The organism is bacterium, assembly GCA_035529855.1.
In the GTDB taxonomy this organism is placed as follows: domain Bacteria; phylum RBG-13-66-14; class B26-G2; order WVWN01; family WVWN01; genus WVWN01.
In genome coordinates this window covers 1-21,480 of the sequence record DATKVX010000039.1, presented here as the reverse complement: position 1 = coordinate 21,480, position 21,480 = coordinate 1, and the positions used below count along the sequence as shown (strand labels likewise).

Below are 21,480 nucleotides of genomic sequence, written 5' to 3'. Positions count from 1 at the left end.
TTGAGGAAGGCGTAAGGCCGGTGTTATATTCCCGCAATGGTAACGGAAGAAGTGGATAAGGGTTGGACGCGGCGCGATTGGTTAATACTGGCCGGCGTCGTGGTGTGGGCCGTCGCCGTCCGGTTGCTCTTGCTGGCGACGGCCGGCGACCACGCGTACTACCGGACCCCCGTTATGGATATGTCCTACCACGACGCGTGGGCGCGTCGCATCGCCGGCGGCGACTTCTGGGGGGACGAGGTTTTCTTCCGGGCGCCGCTGTACCCGTACTTTTTGGGGTTATTGTACTGGTTGGGTAAAGGGTCGGTCCTGTTTGCGCGCGTAGCGCAGGGTTTCGTAGGCGGCTTAAGCGCGGGGCTTTGTTTCCTCCTGGGCCGCGAGTTCTTCGACCGGCGGGTGGGCGCCGTAGCGGCGGTCGCGCTGGGCACGATATGGACCGCCGTCTTTTACGACGTTGAATTGTTGTTGGTGGTGCTGGAGGTCCCGCTGGGGCTCGCGTTCGTGTACGCCGTCGTGCGTTCGGCGAAGACCGGCAATTACCGGTGGGCCGCGGCGGCGGGCGTAGCGCTGGGGTTGGCCGCTATAACCAGGCCCAACGTTCTCGCGGTGGCGGCCTTCATCTGGCTGGCGTACGTCGCGGCCCGGGCCGGGAAGCGTTTGCCGCGGCGACGTATAATCGTATCGCTCGCTATCTTGTACGGCCTCGCCGGGGCGTTCGTGGGCGCGGTGGCGGCGCGGAACTACGCCGTCGCCCGGGAGCCGGTCCTGATATCCTGGCAGGGCGGCGTCAACCTGTGGATAGGCAACAACCCCGAAGCGGACGGTATGACGGCGATGGTGCCGGGGACCCACGGCGACTGGTGGCGGGGCCATTACGAATCGATACGGATGGCGGAGGAGGCCGTCGGCAGGCCGCTAAGCCGTTCCGAAGTAGATCACTACTACCTGGCTCGCGTAGCCGAGTTCGGTCGCACGGAGCCGTTGACGGCGCTCAGGTTACTAGCGCAGAAAACTTATTTCTTCACGAACGCGTACGAGGTCGCGAACAATTTCGACCTCTATTATTTGAAAAAGCATTTCTGGGTGTTGAAATACGACCCGGTGAGCCTGTACGTCGTTTTACCGTTCGCCTTCTTCGGAATGATTCTATATGCGCGGCGGTGGCGGCAATTGGCGCCGTCGTATATTTATGTCGTCGCCTATTCGGCGTCGGTGATATTGTTCTTCGTGAACGCGCGTTTCCGGATGCCGGTCGTGCCTTATTTTTGCGTTTTCGCCGCCGCGGCTTTCTTCTATTTCTGGGAAAATTTGCGGCGGTGGCGCGGCGTACGAATCGGTTGGCGCGTCGCGGCGCTCGCGGCGCTGTTCGTATTCTGCGATGCGGACCCGTTCGGAATAGGCCGGCAGTCGAAGTTCGAGGCGCAAGGGCATTATGCGATGGGTACGGTATACCTCGCCGACGGCGACTTCGACGCCGCCGAGCGCGAGTACGAGGCGGCGCTGGAGGCGGATTGGGAAATCGCCGGCATGAACACGCTCAACGACCTCGGCATCATCGCCGCGCGGCGGGGCGATATGGAAAAGGCGGAATATTACTTCCGGCTGGTGGCCAAGGTAGAACCCACGTACGCCAAGGCGTGGAATAACATAGGCAACATCCGCGCGCAGGCCGGCGACGTGGAGGGGGCGCGCGAGTGCTACGAGCGCGCGCTAACTTTGGAGCCCGAGGACGGCCGGGCGTATTATTTCTACGGTAAACTCCTTTTGGGGGAAGGCGACATCGACGGCGCCGCCGAGAAATTAGAACGTTCCGTTCACTTCCAGCCCAACTTCAGCGCGGCCTGGTACGAGCTGGGCAACGTCACCCGCGACCGGGGCGACCTCGAGCAGGCCCGCGACTATTATGAGGAGGCGGCGTACTACGAGCCGAAGGCCCTGGACGTCAGGCACAGGCTGGCCGAGGTCCTCCATCAAATGGGCGACTACGCCGCGGCGGCGCGGGAGTACCGCGTTATCTTAAAGATGGGCGAAGACCCCCGGGCGAGGTACAACCTGGCGTGCGCGCTGGCACAGCAAGGCCGCGGCGACGAAGCGATGGCGGAGCTAGGCCGCGCCGTAGAACTCGCGCCGGCCCGTTATAAGAAAATGGCTGCAGAGGACGGGGACCTCGCGTCGCTGCGCGGCAGGTCCGATTTCGAGCGCCTGGTAGTCCGGTAAAAAGGTGAACATTATGTTGGTGTGGAACCCGGAAATTACGATGGGCAACGTTATCCTGGCCAGTTTGTTGTTGCTGACGTTCGTCGGCCTGATAACGAACTTCGTTCAGATGCGGAAGAACCTTCTGCAGAAACGCGCCGAGTTTTTAATTACGCTCGCCCGGGATTACTTGTTGGACCCGGACCTGGTGGAGCTGTATTACGAAATAGATTACGAGCGGTTCAAGTTCGACGAGAGCGTGCTGCAAACCGACCAGGAGAAAAAGCTGGATAAACTGCTCTATGTCTACGAGAACATCGCCCGCATGTACGTAATGGACAATATAAATAAGAACGACATCAGATACTTCGCGTACCGCTTCATCCGCGTCTACCAGAACCCGGAAGTGAAGAAGTACGTCGCATTATTGAACGGGTGGTACGGGAAGAAGTTGTCGGTCAAGCCGTTCGAGGCGTTCCAGAAGGTCGGGCCGATACTGGAGAGGGAATTCCGGCGCCGATAAGGGCCGTATCGATTTTGGAAAAAACCGCCGGCTTAGCCGGCGGCTTTTTTTACGCACCGTCCTCTTGGGATATTAGGCCGGTGCCCGGGCGCCCTCGACTACGCAGTCGAATAGCGCCGACGTGCTCGCGCAGTATCCGCCGCCGAGGCAAGCTATCGCTATTACGATCAATACGACGACGATTACCGCGACGACGACGGCGATTACTATTTTCGTTTTGCTTACGGGTTTCTTGCCGGTCACGGCTCCCGTCACGCCGTCCATGACGCAATTGTACGCCTTGGCCTTGTACGAATAAGTGAGCCACCAGAAAGGGTGATACGAGAGGCGCGCGGTGAGGTTCGAGAGCTGGGTGCTGCACGAACCGAGGCGCTCCACCTCGCCCTCGCAGGCCGCGCGCTCGAGCGCTTCCACCTTCATCTTGGCCCGCCGTTTGGCCTCGGCGGCGTCGAAGGCCGTGCGCTCCACCGGGAAGTTATCCTCGCGGACGGCGCGGCCGTACGGCTCGGCCCCCTCGTCGCTCGTAAAGTTGCCCGGGTCGCCGACGAGCTTGTCCAGGTCGTCCTGGGGGATGCCGCTCGAGGCCGCCAGCGCGACGCGGTAATGCCCCACGTGGGTCCCGGAGGCGCTGTGCCATTCTTTGTACGGTTCCTCCTCCTGATACGTTGAGCGCGCGTCCTGGGCGTCGGTGCGGGTCTTCGTTACGGTGCGGTGTTCGGTAGTGCTGTTCCGGCCGGTCCACGCGGAGGTCGCGTCGCAGTTGCAGACGTACAGCGGAACGTATTTGGCGGTTGCTTTGGTTACGGCCGCGGCGGTGTCCGCGTCGCCGGCGGTAAAGACCCCCTTATCGAGCCACTTGTTCAGGTGCTCGAGCATATCGTTCTGGAAGATTTTGAACGTCGTAATATATTCCGGGACGTCGGCCTTGGTGACCGGCGCCGCCGCGGCCGGCAGCAGGTACGACGCGCCGCAATATTGGCACAAGGCCTCCGCCATCCCCGGCTGCAGGTCTATCGTGCCGCCGCAGCCCGCGCACTTCAGGCTGATGAGTTTTTCGGCGGCCTCGACCGCGAACACCTCGGCGCCGCAGCTCGCGCACTTGACGGCCTTTCCCGCGTCGGCGTCGGTATAGGGTATGGCGGTGTCGCACTTGGGGCATTTTACCTCGGGCATCGCTGGCTCTCCTTTCGACGTTGACGCCGGAAATTATCATAACGGCGGCGTCAAGTCAAAACGAAAACGGAAAGCGGCCCGGGGATAAAAGGACCTATTCGGCGCGGCTGAAGAAAGGTTTGCATAAAAATGCGGCCGTGGTAAAATGCCGTTGGGTTACGATATCCTTTTAGGCGGGGTGAAATAGGAGGTGCGAGATGAAGGGGGCTTTCGCGGCGATGTGTTTGATGTCGGCCGGGGTGGTTTTAGCGCCGGCGGCCTTTTCGCATTGCCAGGTTCCGTGCGGTATTTACGACGACGAGATCCGTATAAAGGTTATCGCCGAAGATATAACCACGGTCGAAAAGTGCATGAAGATGATAGACGAGCTTTCGGCCGAAGGCGAGCTGAATTTTAATCAAATCGTCCGCTGGGTCAACACCAAAGAATACCACGCCGACGATATTATGGGCGTCGTCGCCGACTACTTCATGGCCCAACGCATCAAGGCCGTCGGCGCCGACGAGGGCGGGGCGTACGGCGAGTACGTTACCCGGCTCACGTTGCTACACAAGATAATGTATTACGCGATGAAGGCCAAGCAGTCGACGGACCCGGCGCACGTGGCCACGCTGCGGTCGCTGCTTCGCGAGTTCGAGGTGGCGTATTTCGGCCATCCCGTCGGCGAGTAGGGTTATGGACGTTTATGGGATGTGGTTAGGCCGGCCGGTTCGACGCGACGGCGGCGAGCCGGTTGAGCAAACGGACTACGAGGTGCTTTAACGTGAGCATGAAAATACACGGCATTATGGCATTAACCGCCGCCTTTTTATCCCTCGGGCGTTTGCCTACGTACGGCGGCTCGGTAGGGAATTACGCGGGGACCTTCTCCATCGTGGCGTACGACGCCGAAGCCGGCGAGTGGGGCGTGGCCGTCGCCTCGAGGGTTCTGGCGGCCGGGTACATCGTCCCGTGGGCGAAGGCCGGCGCGGGCGCGGTGGCGACGCAGGCGTACGCCAACCTCGACTACGGCGTCGAGGGGCTCGAGCTGCTGGCGGAGGGACTGTCGGCGGAGGAGGCGCTCGAGAGCTTGCGCGAGAATGACGCGGAAGCCCCGCGGCGCCAGGTCGCGATAGTCGACGCCGCCGGCAACGTCGCCGTCTTCACCGGCGAGGGGGCGCCCGCGTGGTCGGGCCATATCGCCGGCGACGGCTACTCGGTCCAGGGTAATATTCTGGTCGGCGAGGAAGTTCTAACGGAGATGGAACGGGCGTACATCTCGGCCGAGGGGCCGCTGGCGCGGCGGCTGCTCGAGGCGCTCAAGGCCGGCGACGCCGCGGGCGGCGACAAACGCGGCAAGGAGTCCGCGGCGCTCCTCGTCGTCCGCGAGGGCGGCGGCTACCAGGGCAAGACGGACCGTATGGTCGACGTCCGCGTCGACGACCACGCCGAGCCGGTGGCCGAGCTCAAGCGTATTTACGACCTCTGGGAATTCAAGTTTCTCGTCGAACGATATCTCGCGCTCGGCGGCGACAGGGAGGCCGCGTACGCGCTCGCTATAATGGACCGCGTCGCCGCGGCGGGCGCCGCCGACGCCGCGACCCTTAACGACTTCGCCTGGGCCCTCGCGACGCGGAAGCTCTACCCGGCCCGGGCGCTCGAGCTCGCGCTTATGGCGCACGCGCTTACGCCGGACGACGCCAACGTTATGGACACCGTAGCCGAGGCGTACTACGCCGCGGGCGAGTACGGCAAGGCGCTCGAGTGGGAAAAGAAGGCGCTCGGGGCCGACGCGACGAACGAGTTCTTCGACGAACAGCTGAAGAAGTTCGAGGCCGCGGCGAAGGCGGGACGCGGTGACCAGGACCGCTAAGGTATGGTTGATAGTCGTCCTCGTGGCGGTGGTGCTGCTGCTGTGCTGCGTCGTGACGGTGGCGGCGGCCGTATTCCTGGCCGGCGTCTTCAACGTCGGCGACGTAATAGACGTGGCGCAGGGGCCGGGCTCGCCGAACGTCACGCTCGCGAATTATGACCGGATTCAAGTTGGGACGACGCATCAGGAAGTCGCCGCGATCTTCGGCGGCGCGGGCGTCCGGACCGCGCAGATGGAATTGGCCGGCGAGCGGCTCGAGTTCTACACGTGGAAAGATACGGCGAAAGGCCAGGCGACGATAACGTTTAAAAACGGCCTGGTTACGGATAAGAGCCAGAACGGGTTGAGGTGAACGGGGCCGCGGTTCCGGCGTCTCTTTCCGCAGTTTCAAAGGGGGCCGCGAGGTCGCGCCGGAGTTGCTGACGGCGCGGGATTTGTACGGGGGAGTAGGTTTAAGTTCGTATTGAGACGCCGCCCTCCCGGGCGGCTTTTTCTTCGGCTCGAGTAATAACCGGTCCCGGTCCTATTTAATGAATAGGATATAGCGCCCCGACTCCACGCGGGAGCCGCCGCTTCGCTCGAGGCCGGCCGCCAGCCGCGCCGCCAGCTCGGGCCTCGTCTCCTTATCCAGAAGAATTAGATAGCCCTCCCGGTAATGCTCCTCCAAGTACGCCGGGTCCACCCGCGTCCACGTCGGGTTCAACATCAACCGCTCGGCGCCGCCGAAGCCCGGCATAAGGCGGTGGAAGTAGAAGAGGTGCGTCGGCAACTCGTCGGCGGTTACCATCACCACGCCGGCGTAGCGCGCGTCCTCCAGCCGGCCCTTGAGCGGCTGCCAGTCCCGCCGGCCGTACACGAGTTGGCCTACGGCCCCCGTCGCGAGCTGGACGTATATCGCGACCAGGAGGGTTGCGGCGGCGGCCTTCGGCGCCCGCCGGTACCAGAAGTAGAAGGCGAAGGCCAGCGCGGTCGCGGCCGCGGCGGCGGCCGCCGTGAGCATCCAACCGCCGTTCCCGCGCGCGAACTCGGGGGTAATCCAGGCGACGAACGGTCCCCGCACCCGGGAGGAGTCCGCCCAGCCGCCGGCGAAGAGCGCCGCCCCGGCCAGGACGGCCGCGCCGACTTTCCCTAGCTGCGCCCGGCCGAATTTCGCGAGCCAACCGCCGGCTATAACGCACATCGGCGCCAATATGGCCGCGAGGTATATCTCCCGTTTGAACCGAACTACCATCAGGACCGCCAGCGACAAGACGACCCACAGGACCACGGCGAGGCGGTCGGGCCGGTTCCGCCAGGTATCCTTCGACGCCAGCAGCGCGACCAGGCCGGCGAAGAAGAAGGGCGCGACGCCCTTCAAAAAGATTACGGTGGAATTGTAATAAAATAGAAAACGGAGCGGCGACGTCGCGGGTTTTATTTGCGCCGCGATGCCGTCGCCGCGGTATAGCAGGATGTAACCGGCGTAATGCTCGAGGAAATAGTCGCCGTGTTTGGCGTACATGTAGATATGCCAGGGCGCCGCGACGGCCAGCCCGACGCCGACGACCAGCGCCAGGGCGCCGACATCCCGGGCCCTGTTCGGCCCGCCGCCCGGGGTGAGGACGGCGGCCGCGGCCGCGGCGACGAAGACGAACGGCACCGCGATTTTGGTCATTAAGGCCAGGCCGAGGGCGAAGCCGCACAGGACGGCCGTTAACCATCTACGGTTTCGGTAGTATTCCACCCACAGCCAAAACGTCAGCAGAACGAAAAACGCCACCGGGGCGTCGAATTGCGCCATGCGGCTCACGCGCACGAAGCCGGGCAGCGCGGCCAGCGCGCCGGCGGCGTACAGGCCGGCGGTTCGGCCGTAGAGGCGCGTACCCAAGAGGTACGCTATCGGTATCGCGGCGAGGCCCAATAGCGCGGCCCACAAACGCGCGGCGAACTCGTTGGGCCCGAGCACTTTCATCGTCGCGCCGGCGAGCCACACGAACAGCGGCGGGTAGCACGCGTTCGCCATGCGGTTGGGGCAGTAGTCGTTCTGGTCGAGCCAGGCGTCGTCTTCCGCTGCGGCCCGGGCGCGGAGCGCGTAAAAAGGCTCGTCCCAGGGTCGCAAATCGTAGCGGCCCAACGTGACGAGCCCCAATGCCGACGCCAATATAATCAGCAGCAATATTCTAATATGTTTGTCCAATAAAACCTCCCGGCGCGGGCGGCAGGGCCGCCGGCCGGCCGGCGGCTACGCGTTGTCCTTCCGGTCCCGCAAGAAGGTCGCGGCGAGCTTGGCGTACTTTTCGGCCCAGTAGCGGTTGTGGCCTATTTCGTCGTCCGAGAGCTTCCTCACCACTTTGGCGGGCGAGCCGAGGGCGAGGACGCCGGCCGCGACCTCTTTGCCCGGCGGCACCAGCGAGCCCGCGCCTACGATGGCGCCGTCGCCCACCCTGGCGCCGTTCAGCACGATGGCGCCCATGCCGATTAAGCAATTATCGCCCACCTCGCAGGCGTGCAGTATGGCGCCGTGGCCTACCGTCACGTACGCGCCCACGACGAGCGGCAAGTCGTCCTCCAGGTGGCCCACACACAGGTCCTGGATGTTGGTGTACTCGCCGACGATTATCTCGTTGATGTCGCCGCGCAGGACCGCGCCCGGCCAAACGGAAGCGCGTTCGCCCAGCGTAACGCGCCCCAGCACCAGCGCCGTGGGCGCGACGTAGACATCCCGGCCCAGCCGGGGTTCGTATTCCAAATAACCCTCGATCATATATTCTCCTCGTGTGCTTCGACGAGCAAATTAACACACGAAGGCCGCGGTGTCAACGCCGGCCGCGGCCGAAAATGGTTGATAAAGGACGTTAAAGATGTTACAAAAGTCCAAGTATTAACGGCATTAGGGTAGAATATGTATAGGGCCTATTATTTGGCGGCGGCGGTGGTGGCGGCGGCCGCAGCGGCTTCCGCGGTGCCGGTTAATTACGCCGTTAGCGTCGTCGCGACGCACGAGATCGACGGCGCGTCCGCGGAAGTAGCGAACGCGTTCGGCATACCGTCGCTCAGCCGCACCGAGACGTCGGCGACCTTCTCGCTGGAGGAGCTCGACGGCGGCGTGTACCGGTTGACGTTCGTGACCGCGAACCAACAAACGCTCGCGGGCGACGCGGTGATACCGGACGTCGAGAAGGTGGCCGGGTTTTTACCCGGGCGGTGGCTCGAGTTCGCGCCCTGGACGTTGGCCGAGGGCGGCGTGAAGCGCGCGCCGGCGTTCGTCAAGGACAGCGAGGAAATCAGTTATAACTTATTGGCGTTGATGCTCTTTCCGCCCGGCGGCCCGAAGGCCGACTTGTGGCGCGACGGCGCCCGGGCGGCGGTGGCGCGTTCCTACGGTACGAGCGTCGTATCTATGGAAGCGGCCGAGGCGCAGCCGTTGCCCGCTTTCGAGGGGGAAGAGGGCGCACAAGTCGAATTTTCGGTCGTATTTAACCAAAAACTCAGCCAGGATACGAAGTTCAGCACCATGACGGGGCGGTCTTCGTACGAGGGCGCGGGTGCGGCCGTCCCGGCTCCCGACGGCCTGCCGGCGTACGCCCGTCTCGATGTCGCCGGCACGCGGGAGAGGTCTTTTATAATCGGCGGCAAGCAGCGCGATTTGGGAGAACACGTCGCGACGACGATGAAACTCGTCCGGGAAGGTTACGCGTTGCCGGCGGAATGGCTCGAGGCCGAGGAGGTTACGGCCGAATAGATACGTCCGGAGTAAAAGCCCGAGGTGGTAGCTAACGTGGCTGCGCGAGACGAAACCGGCGTCGACGTCCCCCGAGTGGCGTTTACGCAAGCGTTATTGTTCGTCGCTTTTTACGTATTGCCGGCGGCGGCGGCCTTATTCCTGACCGCCGGCCTCGAAGCCGCGGCGCAACGCCGCCTGGTATACGCCCATCTGTACGTAGTCGCGCCGTTGGGCCTGGCGTCGGTCGTCGTCGTTGCGGCTATGGCGGCGTCGCTGGCGCGGGCGGTTTCGTTCTTGACGCCGGCCGCTACCCAAAATGATTTCGAACCGCCGGCCGCCAAGCGGATCAGGGCGTTCCCGTTTTTAGCGGCCCTCGTCGCTTTCGTGAGCGGCGTCGTGGCGTACGTCATTTGCGGAGCCGCGGCAGCAGGGCCCGCCGGTTACGCCGGGGTAGCGGCGATTTGGTGTATCGGCGTCGGGGCCGCCCTTATGTACGGCCTCGTTTCGTACGCGGCCGCGGAGCGTTATTTGGCGCCGATTTTCGCGTTCCTAACGGCGAAGAGGATTAGGTTCGCGCCGCGGCGGGGTGTATCGCTCGGTGTTCGGTACCTTATCGCGGGTGGCGCGGGCGCGGCGGCTTTAATCGCGTTAGCGGCCGTCGGCCCCGGTTTGGGCGGCGGGGCCGCGTGGGGTTTGGGCCGGTGGGCGGCGGCGGCGGTGTTGGTAGCCGTATCCGCGGCGGCGGCGTACGTCGCTTCCGGTCACGTAACGGTGCCGCTCAGGAATACCGCTACGGCGGCGCCGATTACGTATTACGTAGGCGGCGAGGTCGAGGAGTTGACGGCCGCGTACCGACGGTTCTTCGACGATGCCCGCGCGTTTGACGAAAAAACACGGCGCGCAGCGGAAGAACTCGCCGGCGGGGCCGGCCGCGCCCGCGAGAGTTTGACGGAACAAGCGAGCATAGCGGCGGAGCAGGCCTCGGCTATTTCCCAGACTTCGGTTACGATGAAGGAGCTGGCGGGGACGGTTAAGCAGACCGCGGCGCGGGCGGAGGAAATATCGGGGCGCGTCGACTCGTCGGCGGGATTGATAAAGACCGCCCGGGACCAGATATCGGGGAACACGGAGAGAATAGGGGCGTTGGCCGAGGAGGCCCATACCACCGCCAAACTCGCGGTGACCTTAAACGAGAGCGCGCGCCGGATGGACGACATCGTGGCTCTGGTCAACGACCTCGCGGAACAGTCGACGGTCTTGGCGTTGAACGCCTCCATCGAGGCGGCGAAAGCGGGCGAGTTCGGCCGAGGTTTCGCCGCGGTGGCGCGGGAGGTGAAGAACTTAGCCGGGTCGTCGAAAGAGGGCACCGAGGAAATACGAAAAGTCCTGCACGACATAAGGGACGGGACGGTGAAGACGGTGGCGTCGGCGCGGGGGAGCGCCGAGCAGTCGAGTATCTTACGCGAGGGCGCCGCGAAGACGAAGAGTTTGATCGAGGAAATCGTCCCGTTAGTCGACGAGATGGGCCGGACGTCTAAACAAATCGCGGCGTCGGCGCGACAACAGAGTTTGGGTCTGGAGCAAGTCACTACCGCGGTCGAGAATATAAACGAGGCCGCGGCCGAAGCCTTGGGCCAGGTTAAGGCGGTGCGCGACGCCGTGGATAACATGGCGCGAATAAGTTCGCGGCTCGCCGAAGAGGCCGACGCCTCCGGGCGGTGGATTAACCGGTAGGTTGAGCGGTTTCGTTTGGGCCGCGCCGCGCCCCGGGCTTGGGCGTAGGAGGAGGAAAATGAGCAGGGTTTTCAAGGCTGCCGTCGTTGCAGCGCTCATTTTAGTCGTATTCGGCGGTTGCGGCAGGAAGGCCGAAAAGACCTACCTGGTGGGCGTGACCGGCCCGTTTACGGGCGACGGCGCCCAGTACGGCGAAATGTTGCGGATGGCGGCCGAGATGCGGGCCGACGAGATAAACGAAGCCGGGGGCATCAACGGCATCCCCCTCGAGCTCGAGTTCCAGGACGATAAGGGCGACCCGAAAGAGGCGGCGAACACGGCGCAGAAATTGGGTTCTAACCCGAACGTTTTGGCCGTACTCGGCCACTTCAACTCCAGTTGTTCGCTCGCGGGCAAAGAAGTGTATAACTCGATGGGCGTGCTCCAGCTTTCGCCCGGCTCGACCAACGTTACGGTGTGCGCCGGCGGCGACTGGACCTTTCGGAACGTCTACCGCGACGATTTCCAAGGCCGGTTTATCGCCGAATATATTAAATACGTCCTGGGGTATAACCGCGTCGCCGTCTTCTTCGACAACGACGATTACGGGCGGGGACTCAGGGACGCCTTCGCGGCTCGCGCCGAAGAAATCGGCCTGGAGATAGTGCGCGAGGAAGCCTACGTCCGCGACACCCAGGAGTACACGCCGCAGCTTACGCAAATTATGGCGAAGAACCCGGACATCATCTTCGTCTCCGGCCTGTACGCCAACGCGGCGATGATACTCACCCAGGCCCGCAACCTCGGCATGGAGACGCCGTTCATCGGCGGCGACGGCCTACTCTCGGCGGACCTGGTGACGAACGCCGGCAAGGCCTCGGAGGGCGTCATCGTTACCTGCCCGTTCTTGCCCACCGTGGGGGAAGAGAAGACGCGGAACTTCGTCACGTCTTTTAAGCAGCGCTACGGTATCGAGCCCGACGCGTGGGCGGCGCTGACGTACGACGCGTTGGGGATAGCGGCGGAGGCCATCGAGAAGGCGGGGCCGGACCGCAAGGCTATTCGCGACTACGTGGCGGCGATGGATTCGGCGGAGAAGGGTTACAAAGGCGTGGCGGGCCTTACGTACTTCAACGAAGACGGCGATTGTATGAAGCCGCTCGTCGTCGCGGTCGTGAAGGACGGCGAATTCGTCCCCTTCCGAAAACAGGCCGAGGACCTCGAGCGGGCCAAGGAAGCTTTGAAAGCGTCGGCGCCCGCGGAGCCGAGCCCGCCTGAAGGGAGTTAGGGCGCCGCGCTCGGTCGCGCCGCGCCCGGGACGTCTGTCTTGCGCGAGCGGCGGCAATATCTTTGGGGTGTAACGGCGGCCGCCGCGGCCTTAGCCGTGGCGGCGATTTACCTTGTATTCCGGTCCGCCTATTATTTCCCGGACGGCATGCGGTGGGAATTGGCGATTGCGGAATTCGGGGCCCCCGCCGTATGGCACCAGCATCACCTCTCGTATAATCCCTTGGCGTTGGCGTTCCAAGCGGCCTTGCGGTTGTTCGGTTACGGCGGCCGGCTGCTCGGCGCTATGCAAATTCTGGACGCTTTGGTGGGGGGCGTCGGTTTCGTTTTATGTTATATGGTATTGAGGAAGGCCGGCGCGCCGCGGCCTATGTCTTTGGCGGGGAGTTTCGCGCTCGCGTTTTCGTACGGGTATTGGGCGTACTCGTGCAACGCGGAGTGCGTAATCGTCAGTACCGTCGCCGCGATGGCGACCTTCCTTTCGGCGCAATGGGCGTCGGAAGCGCGCGATTTCCGCCGCTGGGCGTTGTGCGCGGCGGTCGCCGGCGCCGCCGTTTTAACCCATATAACTAACGGCCTGCTCTTTCTGTTCTTAATCGCGGCCTACTTCATCTCGAGGCCGGACAAATATTTGCGGCGTTTGCCGGCTTTGGTTTTGACGTATTTATCGCCGGGGGTCGTCGCATACGTCGTCGTAGGCTTCGGCGTTTTGGGTTACCGCGGCCCGGGCGAACTTTGGCGCTGGGCTTTCGGCACGCCGGGCCGGACGCATTACTACATGACCTATCGCCTGGTGAACGTCGCGCTCGACCTTTACGCGTTGGCGCGAAACGTCTTCGGCCTGCGTTGGATAAAAGACGTGCTGGCCGGCGATTGGGCCTGGCAGTCGTACGCGGTGGCGGCCTTGATTATTTTGGGCGCGGCGGCGTTGCTCGCGGCGTTCGTGGGGGCCGTGTCGCGCTTCTCCGCTCGAGGGGCGTCGCGCCGGCAGGCGTGGCTGGCGTTGGCGTTCTTTTTGCCGTACGCCGTCTTCTTCACGTTTCGCGACGCCGGCGGCACGGACCGGTGGACGCCGCAAGCCTTCGCCGTTATATTCTTTTTATACGCGAGTGCCGGCGCCGCGGCGACGAAGCGCTTAGGCCGGGTAGTGCTGTACGCGCTGCCGGTCCTGCTGTTCGCGGGGAACTTCTGGGGTTCGATATACCCCGAGTCCAAGGCCGAGTACAACGAGCATTTATCGTTCGCGAGGTTCGTGGATGACGTGACGGCCCCGGACGACCTGGTAATCTTCTCGGGTTTGGACGGCCTCGGGCCGGGGATATATTCCGACTACTTCGCGGGCGTCGAGACCGCCGGCATATATTTCGGCGTCCGGGACCCGGACGACTTCAAGAGGCGGATAGACGATAAATTAGCCGCGGGCCGCGCCGTTTACGTCAGCGACGCCCGGCCGGCGACGTCTTCCACGGACTTGCTCGCCCCCGGCGCGCGCGAGGAGTACGGCGTAACCGGCGCCGAGGCCGAGAAGCTCTTGGCGTCGTACGAACGCGAGTTCGTCGCCGCGTACGAGGGCCCGCGCTACGAACCGAGTAATTTCTGGCGGTTGGTTCCGAAAAGATAATTATTATATAAGGCTGGACGGAGAAAGCGTCTCATGGCGAAGGTAGTACCGAAGCGCTTGCGGGAACGCTGGGGCTCGAGGTTCGGTTTCATCCGGGCGGCGACGGGCTCCGCTACAAGTCGATATCGGGGACGGTCTTCTTCCTGCCGCTCGGGGGCCTGTTGATAGCGCTCTTCGTGGGGTGGGGTTGGGGCCCGAAGGCGATACAGGCCGCGGCGGAGGGCTCCTACCACGGCTTCCCGACGGGTAAAATCTGGCTCTGGATGTGCCGGACGATCACGCCGCTCGCGGTCGCGATTATTATAATCGCGAAGCTGGCCGGGATAGGTTAAGGGCGCCGTTCGGGCCTTGCGGGCCGGGCGTCTTCGGGATATTATTCGCGTACGGTTTCGACCGCTTAGCGATGTTCCTCCAACAGCTCATCAACGGTTTGACGATAGGCGCGGTGTACGCGCTCATCGCCGTCGGCTACACGATGGTCTACGGCATCGTGGAGCTTATCAACTTCGCCCACGGCGAAATTTACATGATGGCGACGTTCGTCGCGATGACGCTTTTCAGGCTCGCGGGGTATCCGATTTGGCTCGCGGCGCCGGCGGCCATCGTGGCGGCGATGATAATGGGCGTCACGTTGGAATACATCGCGTACAGGCCGCTGCGCCGGAGCCCCCGGCTGGTGGCGCTCATATCCGCCATCGGCGCGTCGCTCTTCTTCCAGAACCTGGCGATGAAGGTCTGGGGCGCGCGCCGCCAACCGTTCCTCGACGCCGAGAGGCCGCTCGCGTTCTTCCAGGTAAAGCACCAGCTCATCGTCCCGGTTCTGGGCGAGGCCACGTTCTCCAACATGCAGCTAACGATATTGGGGACCGCCGCGGCGATGATGGTTTTCCTGACGTTGATAATCGGCAAGACGAAGTTGGGGCGGGCGATGCGGGCCTGCGCCCAGGACCAGGTGGCCGCGAAGCTTATGGGCGTCAACGTCGACCGGACCATATCCGCCACGTTCGCCATCGGCTCGGCGATGGCCGCGGTCGCCGGCATCCTCGTCGGCATGAACTACAACCAGGTGTGGCCGATGATGGGGTATATGGCCGGCCTGAAGGCGTTCACGGCGGCGGTGCTGGGCGGCATCGGGAACATGCCGGGGGCGTTCGTGGGGGGCCTCGTCCTGGGGTTGGCGGAGGGTTTCGCCGGCGCGTACATCTCGTCGCTGTGGATGGACGCCATCGCCTTCGCGATTTTAATAATAGTATTGATATACCGCCCCTCGGGAATATTGGGCAAGCAGATCCCGCGGAGGACGTAAAAGGGGAATCGGTGGTTCAGACACTAAGATACTTAAGTGCCCTAATTTTATTACCGGGGGTAAGTTTAGCGAATATCGGGCCGTTCGGCGATTGGACCTATACTTCCGATTTAGGCGTTACTGGGGAATGGAAGACATACGGGTACGAATATGCGGATATAGATACGGTGGCTTTACGGAGTAACGAGTTAACTATAACTTTGGAGTATCCGGATCGGGTATCCGTACGGTCCAAATATTTTTTCGAATCGTTAAAACCCCGTCAGGACTTACTAGTATCTTACATACCCGATACCGGGGTTAAAATCGGGCGGCCCGAAATAGGCGGCCGAGCTCCTTACGCTTTTGATAAATTTCGGGTGTTAGTTGGGGGAACTGAGTTAAAAAAGGGCGATATCGATTTCGTTACGGAAGAGAAGGACGAAGCGGTACCGGTAATTGCGATATTTCGTTTGGGGTTCGATGACGTTGGGCAGTATACGGTGGTTATCGAGTATTCGTATACGCTCGAGAAATCGTTCGAGAGAACGGAACGATCGCATATTAAATCGCTAATAGGGCTTTGTTACGATTTGTCGCCTGTGAAGTATTGGGCGGGAGTGGTTGACTCGATAAGGGTTTATTTGGTTTGTAAAGGTGGGGACATCTCTGAACTCGCTATGGTAAGGCCTTACGATTTCGTTTTTACGGACGACGGTTGCCGTTGGTTTTGGGAGGATGTTTCGGGAGACGATATAGGGTTCGCAGGAACTGAAAGAATTGAACTCTATTTTAGTCCTTACGATTTTTTTAGTGGTAGCGGCGATTTTATTACTGTAAATGACGACGCTGGTTTAATCGTCCGCGCTGGGCCGGGGAATAGTTATGATATTTTAGCTACCGTACCGATGAGTGAAAGGATATATATCTATTATGACGACGGAAACGATTTGTTGTCTAAAGCAAACGATCCTTATGGTGATTATAGTTGGTATAATTGCCGGCTACGTAATAATTCTGAGGGGTTCGTTTATTTAAGCAACGATTAAACAGCTAACCGCTCAAACGTACGGTTTCGCAAAAATTAGGAACCGGCGTGAATTAAATTGCACGGGATAGTCACATCCGACCTGGAGCGCTTCGAGCGCAACGTGGGCGCGCTGTTGCAGTACCCGGCGCGGGCGGCGGCCATATTCCTCGCGATCGGCGCGGCCGTGGCGCTGGGCCTGACGGTCCTCAACCTGCCCGTCGGCCTCGTCGCCGTCGCGGCGGCCATCGCCGTCGGCTCGCTGCTCTTCGCGCGGACGAAGGTTCTGCTTATCGCGTTCTTCGTCGTGGCGCTCGCGATCGTGCCGTTCGTCGTCCGCGACCAATACTGGCTCCGCGTCACGGTTACCATGGGCGTCTACGCCATCCTGGCGCTGGGCCTCAACATCATCGTCGGCTTCGCCGGCGTCCTCGACCTCGGCTTCATCGCGTTCTACGGCATCGGCGCGTACACCGCGGCGCTACTGATGCTCAAGTGCGGCTGGTCGTTCTGGGCCGCGCTGCCGGTGGCGACGGCGGCCGGAGCGCTGCTGGGCGTCCTCCGCGGCCTGCCGGCGCTACGCCTCTCCGGCGACTACCTCGCCATCGTGACGCTGGGCTTCGGCGAGATCGTGCGCCTGACGTTTACCAACTGGGTCGGCCTGACCAACGGCCCGATGGGCCTGCGCGGCATCGAGGCCCCTACGATAGGCGCGTTCTCGTTCGGCTTCGACGCCGCTCGCGGCGGCTACATGCGCTACTACTTCCTGGTCTTAATTTTGCTGGCGCTGGCGGTGTACGTCGTATACCGCTTGCGGCGGTCGCGGCCCGGGCGCGCGCTGTTGGCCATCCGCGACAACGAGACGGCCGCCGCGGCGATGGGCGTTCACCTCTCGCGCTACAAGACGCTGGCGTACGCGCTGGGGGCGGCCTTCGGCGGCGCCGCGGGCGCGTTCTTCGTCTCCTTCAACCTCTTCGTCTCGCCCAACTCGTTCGTCTTCTTCGAGTCGGCGATAGTGTTGTGTATGGTGGTCGTGGGCGGGATGGGTTCCATCCCCGGCGCTATTATAGGCGCGGTCATCCTGGCGTCGTTCCCGGAGCTATTGCGCTTCCTGGCGGATTTCCGCTACCTCATTTTCGGCGCGCTTATGGTCGCGGTGGCGGTATTCAGGCCGCGGGGCCTTATGAAGGCTTAATCCTTTTAGAGTTTGACACGCCCTCGACGATATTATAGAATTCTGGAGCCGAAAGGGCGCTATGTTGAAAAGGCTGACTTTTTTTATTTTGACGGCCGCGGCGCTGACCTGGGCGTCGGGCTTGCCGGAGGAATATACGCCCCGGGTACGGCCCGAGGTTGAAAAGCCGCCCGCTAAGGAGGAAATCCCCCGCGTCGAGAAGCCCGGGCGGGAAGGCCCCGGCGCGGCGCTCCACGACGTGCGCGTCATCCTGGCCGTCGGCGGCGTGGCCGAGGCCGACGTCCCGGCGGCGACGGCGAAGTTATTGCCGATTCTCGAGCGGCGGGCGGCGCAGCTGGCGCGGCGGCACGATGTCGAACGCGGCCCGGGCGAGGGGCAGATTACGGTGGAGCTCTTCGACTGCCCGGACCCGGCGCGGGCGCTCGAGATCCTGACGGCGCCGGGCCTGTTGGAGCTGCAGGCGGTGGCGGAGCGCGGCGAGTTCGTAGAAACGCTGGCCGCGGCCGGGTGGCCCGCCGACCGGCTCTTGCCCTACGAACACGGCAACGTGGTTTTGGTCGCCGCGTCGGACCGCGAGGGTGTAGCGGACGCGCTCCGGGCTACCTTAAAGCCGGGCGAGAGGGTGGTGTGGACCCGCGAGCTCGAGGCCGAGGAGGGCGACGTCTATAAAGCGGCGCTCGCGACCGGCGACGGTATGGCCGTAACGAGCGCCGTGGACGCCGCCGTGGTAAAGGGCTCGGGCGGCGAGCCGGAGGTCTACTTCGACCTGAGCGAGCGCGACGGCGTTATTTTTTCGGGGCTCACGGCCCGCCACGTCGGCGAGGCGCTCGCGGTGGTGTTCGATGACGAGCTGTTCTACACCGCTCGCGTTAAAGAACAGACCTACAAGAGCGGCCGGATAATAGGCGAGCTCGACGAGGCGCGCGCCGCGGACATTGTGCTGCTGATGTCGTCGGGTTCGCTGCCGGCGACGCTGACGGCGCTTGAGTATTACGTGGACGGCGAGAGCCGCCCGATACCGCAACCGTCGAAATAAACCGCTTCCCGGAGGTAACCAGCTTTGCGTTATCGCACCGTCTTACGCGCGACTTTAATAATTATCGTCGCCGTCCTGGCGTTTCTCTACGTCTGTCCGACTATTGACTTCTACCGGTGGTGGCAGGACGAATACGAGGAGGACCACTTCGTCCTGAACTGGCCCGGCGGATACGAGACCGACTTCCCGTCGTGGCTCGCGCCCGTCGGCCGCGTCCTACCGAAGCGAGCTATTAAGCTGGGGCTCGACCTCAAAGGCGGCATATACCTCATTTACGAGGTAGACGAGACCGGCTTGTCCGACAAGGAGCTCCGGGACGCCGTCAACCTGACGGTGGAGATAATCCGCAAGCGCGTCGACGAGCTGGGCGTGGCCGAGCCGGAAATTCAGAGCGAGGGCCGCAACCGCATCGTCGTCAAACTACCCGGCATCAAGGACCCGGCCCGGGCCAAGGAACTCATCGGGACGACGGCGCTCTTGGAGTTTAAACTCGTCAATCCCACCGACGCGTTGTACAAGTTGATTCAGGAGTACGATAAGGCAAAGGCCGAGGAGGCGGCCGGCGGCAAGTACGCCGCGTTGGGCGACAAGCTCCAGACCATCCGCGGCGATACCGTCTTCTACGAGGACGACTACGAGTGGGTCAAGGAGACTTTCGCCCGGGCGGCCGAAACGGGGCTCGTACCCGACGGCTGGATAGTCGCGTATTCCAACGCCGTACGGCTCGAGGACGACGAGACGCACATAGAGCTGGGCGGCGACTACCGGTCCGTCTACCTGGTCAACGAGGAGACGCCCATCACCGGCAAGTACCTGCGCAACGCCCAGATGGCGTACGACCAGTACGGCAAGCCCAACGTCGAGTTCACGTGGAACGGCGAGGGGGCCCGCATCTTCGGCGATTTGACCGGCGCCCACATCAAGGAACGGCTCGCCATCCTGCTCGACGGCTTCGTCCAATCGGCGCCCGTCATTCAGTCCCGCATTACGACCCGCGGCGAAATAACGGGCAACTTCTCGAGCGAGGAGGCGTCGGACCTGGCGCTCGTCCTCCGCTCGGGCGCGCTGCCGGCCAAGTTGTGGCAGATCCAGGAGCAGGTGGTCGGGCCGTCGCTGGGCCGCGACGCCATCCGCAACGGCGTCATCGCCTCGCTCGTCGCGTTAGCCATCATCGTCTTCCTGACGATATTCTACTATCACCTCGCCGGCATCGTCGCCGACATGGCGCTGTTATTCAACCTCGTCATCGTCGTCGCCGTTATGGTCCTGCTGCACGCGACGCTCACGCTGCCGGGCATCGCGGGCCTGATACTCTCCGTCGCGATGGCCATAGATGCGAACGTGCTCATCTACGAGCGAATACGGGAGGAGCTGCGGGCCGGGAAGACGGTCAAGGCCGCGGTGGATACCGGCTACCGCCGCGCCTTCCTGACCATATTCGACTCCAACATAACGACCGTTATCGCGGCCGTCTTCCTGTACCTCTTCGGGACCGGGCCCGTGCGCGGCTTCGCCGTAACGCTGACCATCGGCATCGCGGCGTCGATGTTCACCGCCATCGTCGTCACCAAGTCCGTATTCGACTACTTCACCGGCCGGCGGGTCAAGAGGTTGTATATCGGCTAAGTTTTTGACAAAGTGCACTTAGGTGCACATATATTAATAATATAAAAGGCGGGCCCGCGAGGTTAATTTAAAAGGGAACCGTTAGGCTCCCTTAAATTACGGGATATAAGTGTTAATCGTCGATTGCCGGCCAGGCGAAATCCATAGCTACGCTGTAAGTGGTGTCAGGGTACGCTTCCCATGCGGCGGAGTAACGCTCACCTAATCCTTGTTTATAGAACCTTACCCTAGCCGGATCGCGGGACTGCCAACAATTAAGCGCTTCGTAACACCCTTGGTCGTCGGTGTAAACGGTTTTAACGGTCCCCCAGTTAGGGTCCGGGGGATCAGGGGGTACTGATATAAAATAAACCTGGATGTCAACCCTGCAATTGTCTACCGGGTCGCCGTAGTTCCAAACGATACCTTCGACGTTCCAGCCGCCATCGGTTTCCGGTAGTTCCATAGGTGTAGGTATCGTACCTGGGCCGTTTTGGCAACCTAGGATACCCAGAACGATTACCGTACCTACGCCGAACGACAGTATGTTTTTTAACATTTCTCCTCCTTTTGATTATATGGCTAACTATTTAGCCACGGTATAAATAATAACAAACCTACCTGACAGGAACTGTCAGTTTAAAAACCCGCGAAAGAAAAATATTCCCGGCCGCACTTTGCGACGGCGTACGCTACGGTAATGTTTTACGGCGTGGCCCATTACAAGTTTAACGTCAAGACGCTGGTCCAGGTTTGGGTAAGCGGTACATATCCGGACTACGGCTTTAAGGTTATAAAAGGCACCGAGGGGCCCGGTACATACCCGTACGTCTGCTCGAGCGACCACGCCACCGCGGACTACCGGCCCAAGCTCACGGTGGACTACACGCCTTCGGCAATCGCGCCCACGTCCTTCGGCAAAGTGAAAGCCCTTTTCAAGTAAGAGGGCGACCGCGACCTAAGCCGGCCCCAGCGGGCCGGCTTTTTTTAGGTGCTCCGTAATTTCCCTTGACCGCGCTAAGACCTCTACGTATAATGTTAAAAATAATAACGCCAAAGGAGGTTGTAAACGTGAGGGTTTTAACGGCTTTAGCGGCCATATTGTCGGTCGCGTCGTGGGCTTTCGCCGAGGAACTTACCCTTCAGCCCGGCGCCGAGGGCAAGGACGCGATGGTGAACATACTGCAGCCTTCGGTGAACTTCGGGAACAACGCGTACTTAACGGCTAATTTCGGGCCCGCGACCGAGGTGCGCGGGCTGGTGG

General features: G+C 62.2%; 20 protein-coding genes. 17 read left to right on the top strand and 3 right to left on the bottom strand.

Annotated features, from left to right (window positions below; translation table 11 throughout):
* The first annotated feature begins 36 nt into the window (after positions 1–36).
* Positions 37–2,217, top strand: coding sequence for a tetratricopeptide repeat protein (locus VMX79_03450; protein ID HUV86146.1), 2,181 nt, complete (start codon positions 37–39; stop codon positions 2,215–2,217).
* Positions 2,218–2,230: 13 nt separating this feature from the next.
* Positions 2,231–2,719, top strand: coding sequence for a hypothetical protein (locus tag VMX79_03445; GenBank protein ID HUV86145.1), 489 nt, complete (start codon positions 2,231–2,233; stop codon positions 2,717–2,719).
* A gap of 72 nt (positions 2,720–2,791) precedes the next feature.
* Here VMX79_03445 and VMX79_03440 read toward each other — a convergent pair whose 3' ends face one another.
* Positions 2,792–3,892: a hypothetical protein gene (locus VMX79_03440; GenBank protein HUV86144.1), complete on the bottom strand. Its 1,101-nt coding sequence runs from the start codon at positions 3,890–3,892 to the stop codon at positions 2,792–2,794.
* A 197-nt stretch (positions 3,893–4,089) separates the two neighbouring features.
* On the opposite strand from VMX79_03440, the gene VMX79_03435 reads away from it, so the two are divergent.
* From VMX79_03435 to VMX79_03425, 3 genes are all read left to right on the top strand, one after another.
* Positions 4,090–4,563: a superoxide dismutase [Ni] gene (locus tag VMX79_03435; GenBank protein HUV86143.1), complete on the top strand. Its 474-nt coding sequence runs from the start codon at positions 4,090–4,092 to the stop codon at positions 4,561–4,563.
* Between the two features lie 98 nt (positions 4,564–4,661).
* On the top strand, positions 4,662–5,744 hold the full coding sequence (locus VMX79_03430) for a DUF1028 domain-containing protein (GenBank protein ID HUV86142.1): 1,083 nt from the start codon (positions 4,662–4,664) through the stop codon (positions 5,742–5,744).
* Positions 5,728–6,096, top strand: a complete 369-nt coding sequence (locus VMX79_03425) for a hypothetical protein (protein ID HUV86141.1) — start codon at positions 5,728–5,730, stop codon at positions 6,094–6,096. The genes VMX79_03430 and VMX79_03425 overlap by 17 nt, the downstream gene beginning before the upstream one ends.
* Positions 6,097–6,267: 171 nt before the next feature.
* On the opposite strand, the gene VMX79_03420 is transcribed toward VMX79_03425, so the two are convergent.
* Both VMX79_03420 and VMX79_03415 read right to left on the bottom strand, forming a co-directional pair.
* Entirely contained in the window at positions 6,268–7,920 is a 1,653-nt protein-coding gene (locus VMX79_03420; GenBank protein ID HUV86140.1) for a glycosyltransferase family 39 protein, read from the bottom strand.
* Positions 7,921–7,965: 45 nt separating this feature from the next.
* Positions 7,966–8,487, bottom strand: coding sequence for a gamma carbonic anhydrase family protein (locus VMX79_03415; GenBank protein HUV86139.1), 522 nt, complete (start codon positions 8,485–8,487; stop codon positions 7,966–7,968).
* Between the two features lie 138 nt (positions 8,488–8,625).
* On the opposite strand from VMX79_03415, the gene VMX79_03410 reads away from it, so the two are divergent.
* The 12 genes from VMX79_03410 to VMX79_03355 form a co-directional block, all read left to right on the top strand.
* Positions 8,626–9,465 (top strand): hypothetical protein, encoded by an 840-nt coding sequence (locus VMX79_03410; protein ID HUV86138.1) that lies wholly within the window; start codon positions 8,626–8,628, stop codon positions 9,463–9,465.
* Between the two features lie 36 nt (positions 9,466–9,501).
* A complete protein-coding gene (locus VMX79_03405; GenBank protein ID HUV86137.1) occupies positions 9,502–11,181 on the top strand; it encodes a methyl-accepting chemotaxis protein in 1,680 nt (559 codons plus the stop codon).
* Between the two features lie 58 nt (positions 11,182–11,239).
* A complete protein-coding gene (locus VMX79_03400) occupies positions 11,240–12,448 on the top strand; it encodes an ABC transporter substrate-binding protein (GenBank protein HUV86136.1) in 1,209 nt (402 codons plus the stop codon).
* Positions 12,449–12,487: 39 nt separating this feature from the next.
* The gene (locus tag VMX79_03395) at positions 12,488–14,068 is read left to right on the top strand and encodes a glycosyltransferase family 39 protein (GenBank protein ID HUV86135.1); all 1,581 of its coding nucleotides are present in this window, start codon (positions 12,488–12,490) and stop codon (positions 14,066–14,068) included.
* Positions 14,069–14,229: 161 nt separating this feature from the next.
* Positions 14,230–14,400: a hypothetical protein gene (locus VMX79_03390; protein ID HUV86134.1), complete on the top strand. Its 171-nt coding sequence runs from the start codon at positions 14,230–14,232 to the stop codon at positions 14,398–14,400.
* Between the two features lie 71 nt (positions 14,401–14,471).
* Positions 14,472–15,374 carry a branched-chain amino acid ABC transporter permease gene (locus VMX79_03385; GenBank protein ID HUV86133.1) on the top strand — a complete coding sequence of 301 codons (903 nt, stop codon included), beginning with the start codon at positions 14,472–14,474 and terminating at the stop codon, positions 15,372–15,374.
* Positions 15,375–15,385: 11 nt separating this feature from the next.
* The gene (locus VMX79_03380) at positions 15,386–16,402 is read left to right on the top strand and encodes an SH3 domain-containing protein (GenBank protein ID HUV86132.1); all 1,017 of its coding nucleotides are present in this window, start codon (positions 15,386–15,388) and stop codon (positions 16,400–16,402) included.
* Between the two features lie 57 nt (positions 16,403–16,459).
* Positions 16,460–17,575 carry a branched-chain amino acid ABC transporter permease gene (locus VMX79_03375; GenBank protein ID HUV86131.1) on the top strand — a complete coding sequence of 372 codons (1,116 nt, stop codon included), beginning with the start codon at positions 16,460–16,462 and terminating at the stop codon, positions 17,573–17,575.
* 61 nt (positions 17,576–17,636) lie between these two features.
* Positions 17,637–18,611, top strand: coding sequence for a hypothetical protein (locus VMX79_03370; GenBank protein ID HUV86130.1), 975 nt, complete (start codon positions 17,637–17,639; stop codon positions 18,609–18,611).
* Positions 18,612–18,635: 24 nt separating this feature from the next.
* The gene (secD, locus tag VMX79_03365; protein ID HUV86129.1) at positions 18,636–20,237 is read left to right on the top strand and encodes a protein translocase subunit SecD; all 1,602 of its coding nucleotides are present in this window, start codon (positions 18,636–18,638) and stop codon (positions 20,235–20,237) included.
* A gap of 679 nt (positions 20,238–20,916) precedes the next feature.
* Positions 20,917–21,159: a DNRLRE domain-containing protein gene (locus tag VMX79_03360; GenBank protein ID HUV86128.1), complete on the top strand. Its 243-nt coding sequence runs from the start codon at positions 20,917–20,919 to the stop codon at positions 21,157–21,159.
* Positions 21,160–21,287: 128 nt separating this feature from the next.
* Positions 21,288–21,480: hypothetical protein (locus VMX79_03355; protein ID HUV86127.1), on the top strand; the 193-nt coding region annotated here is incomplete at its 3' end.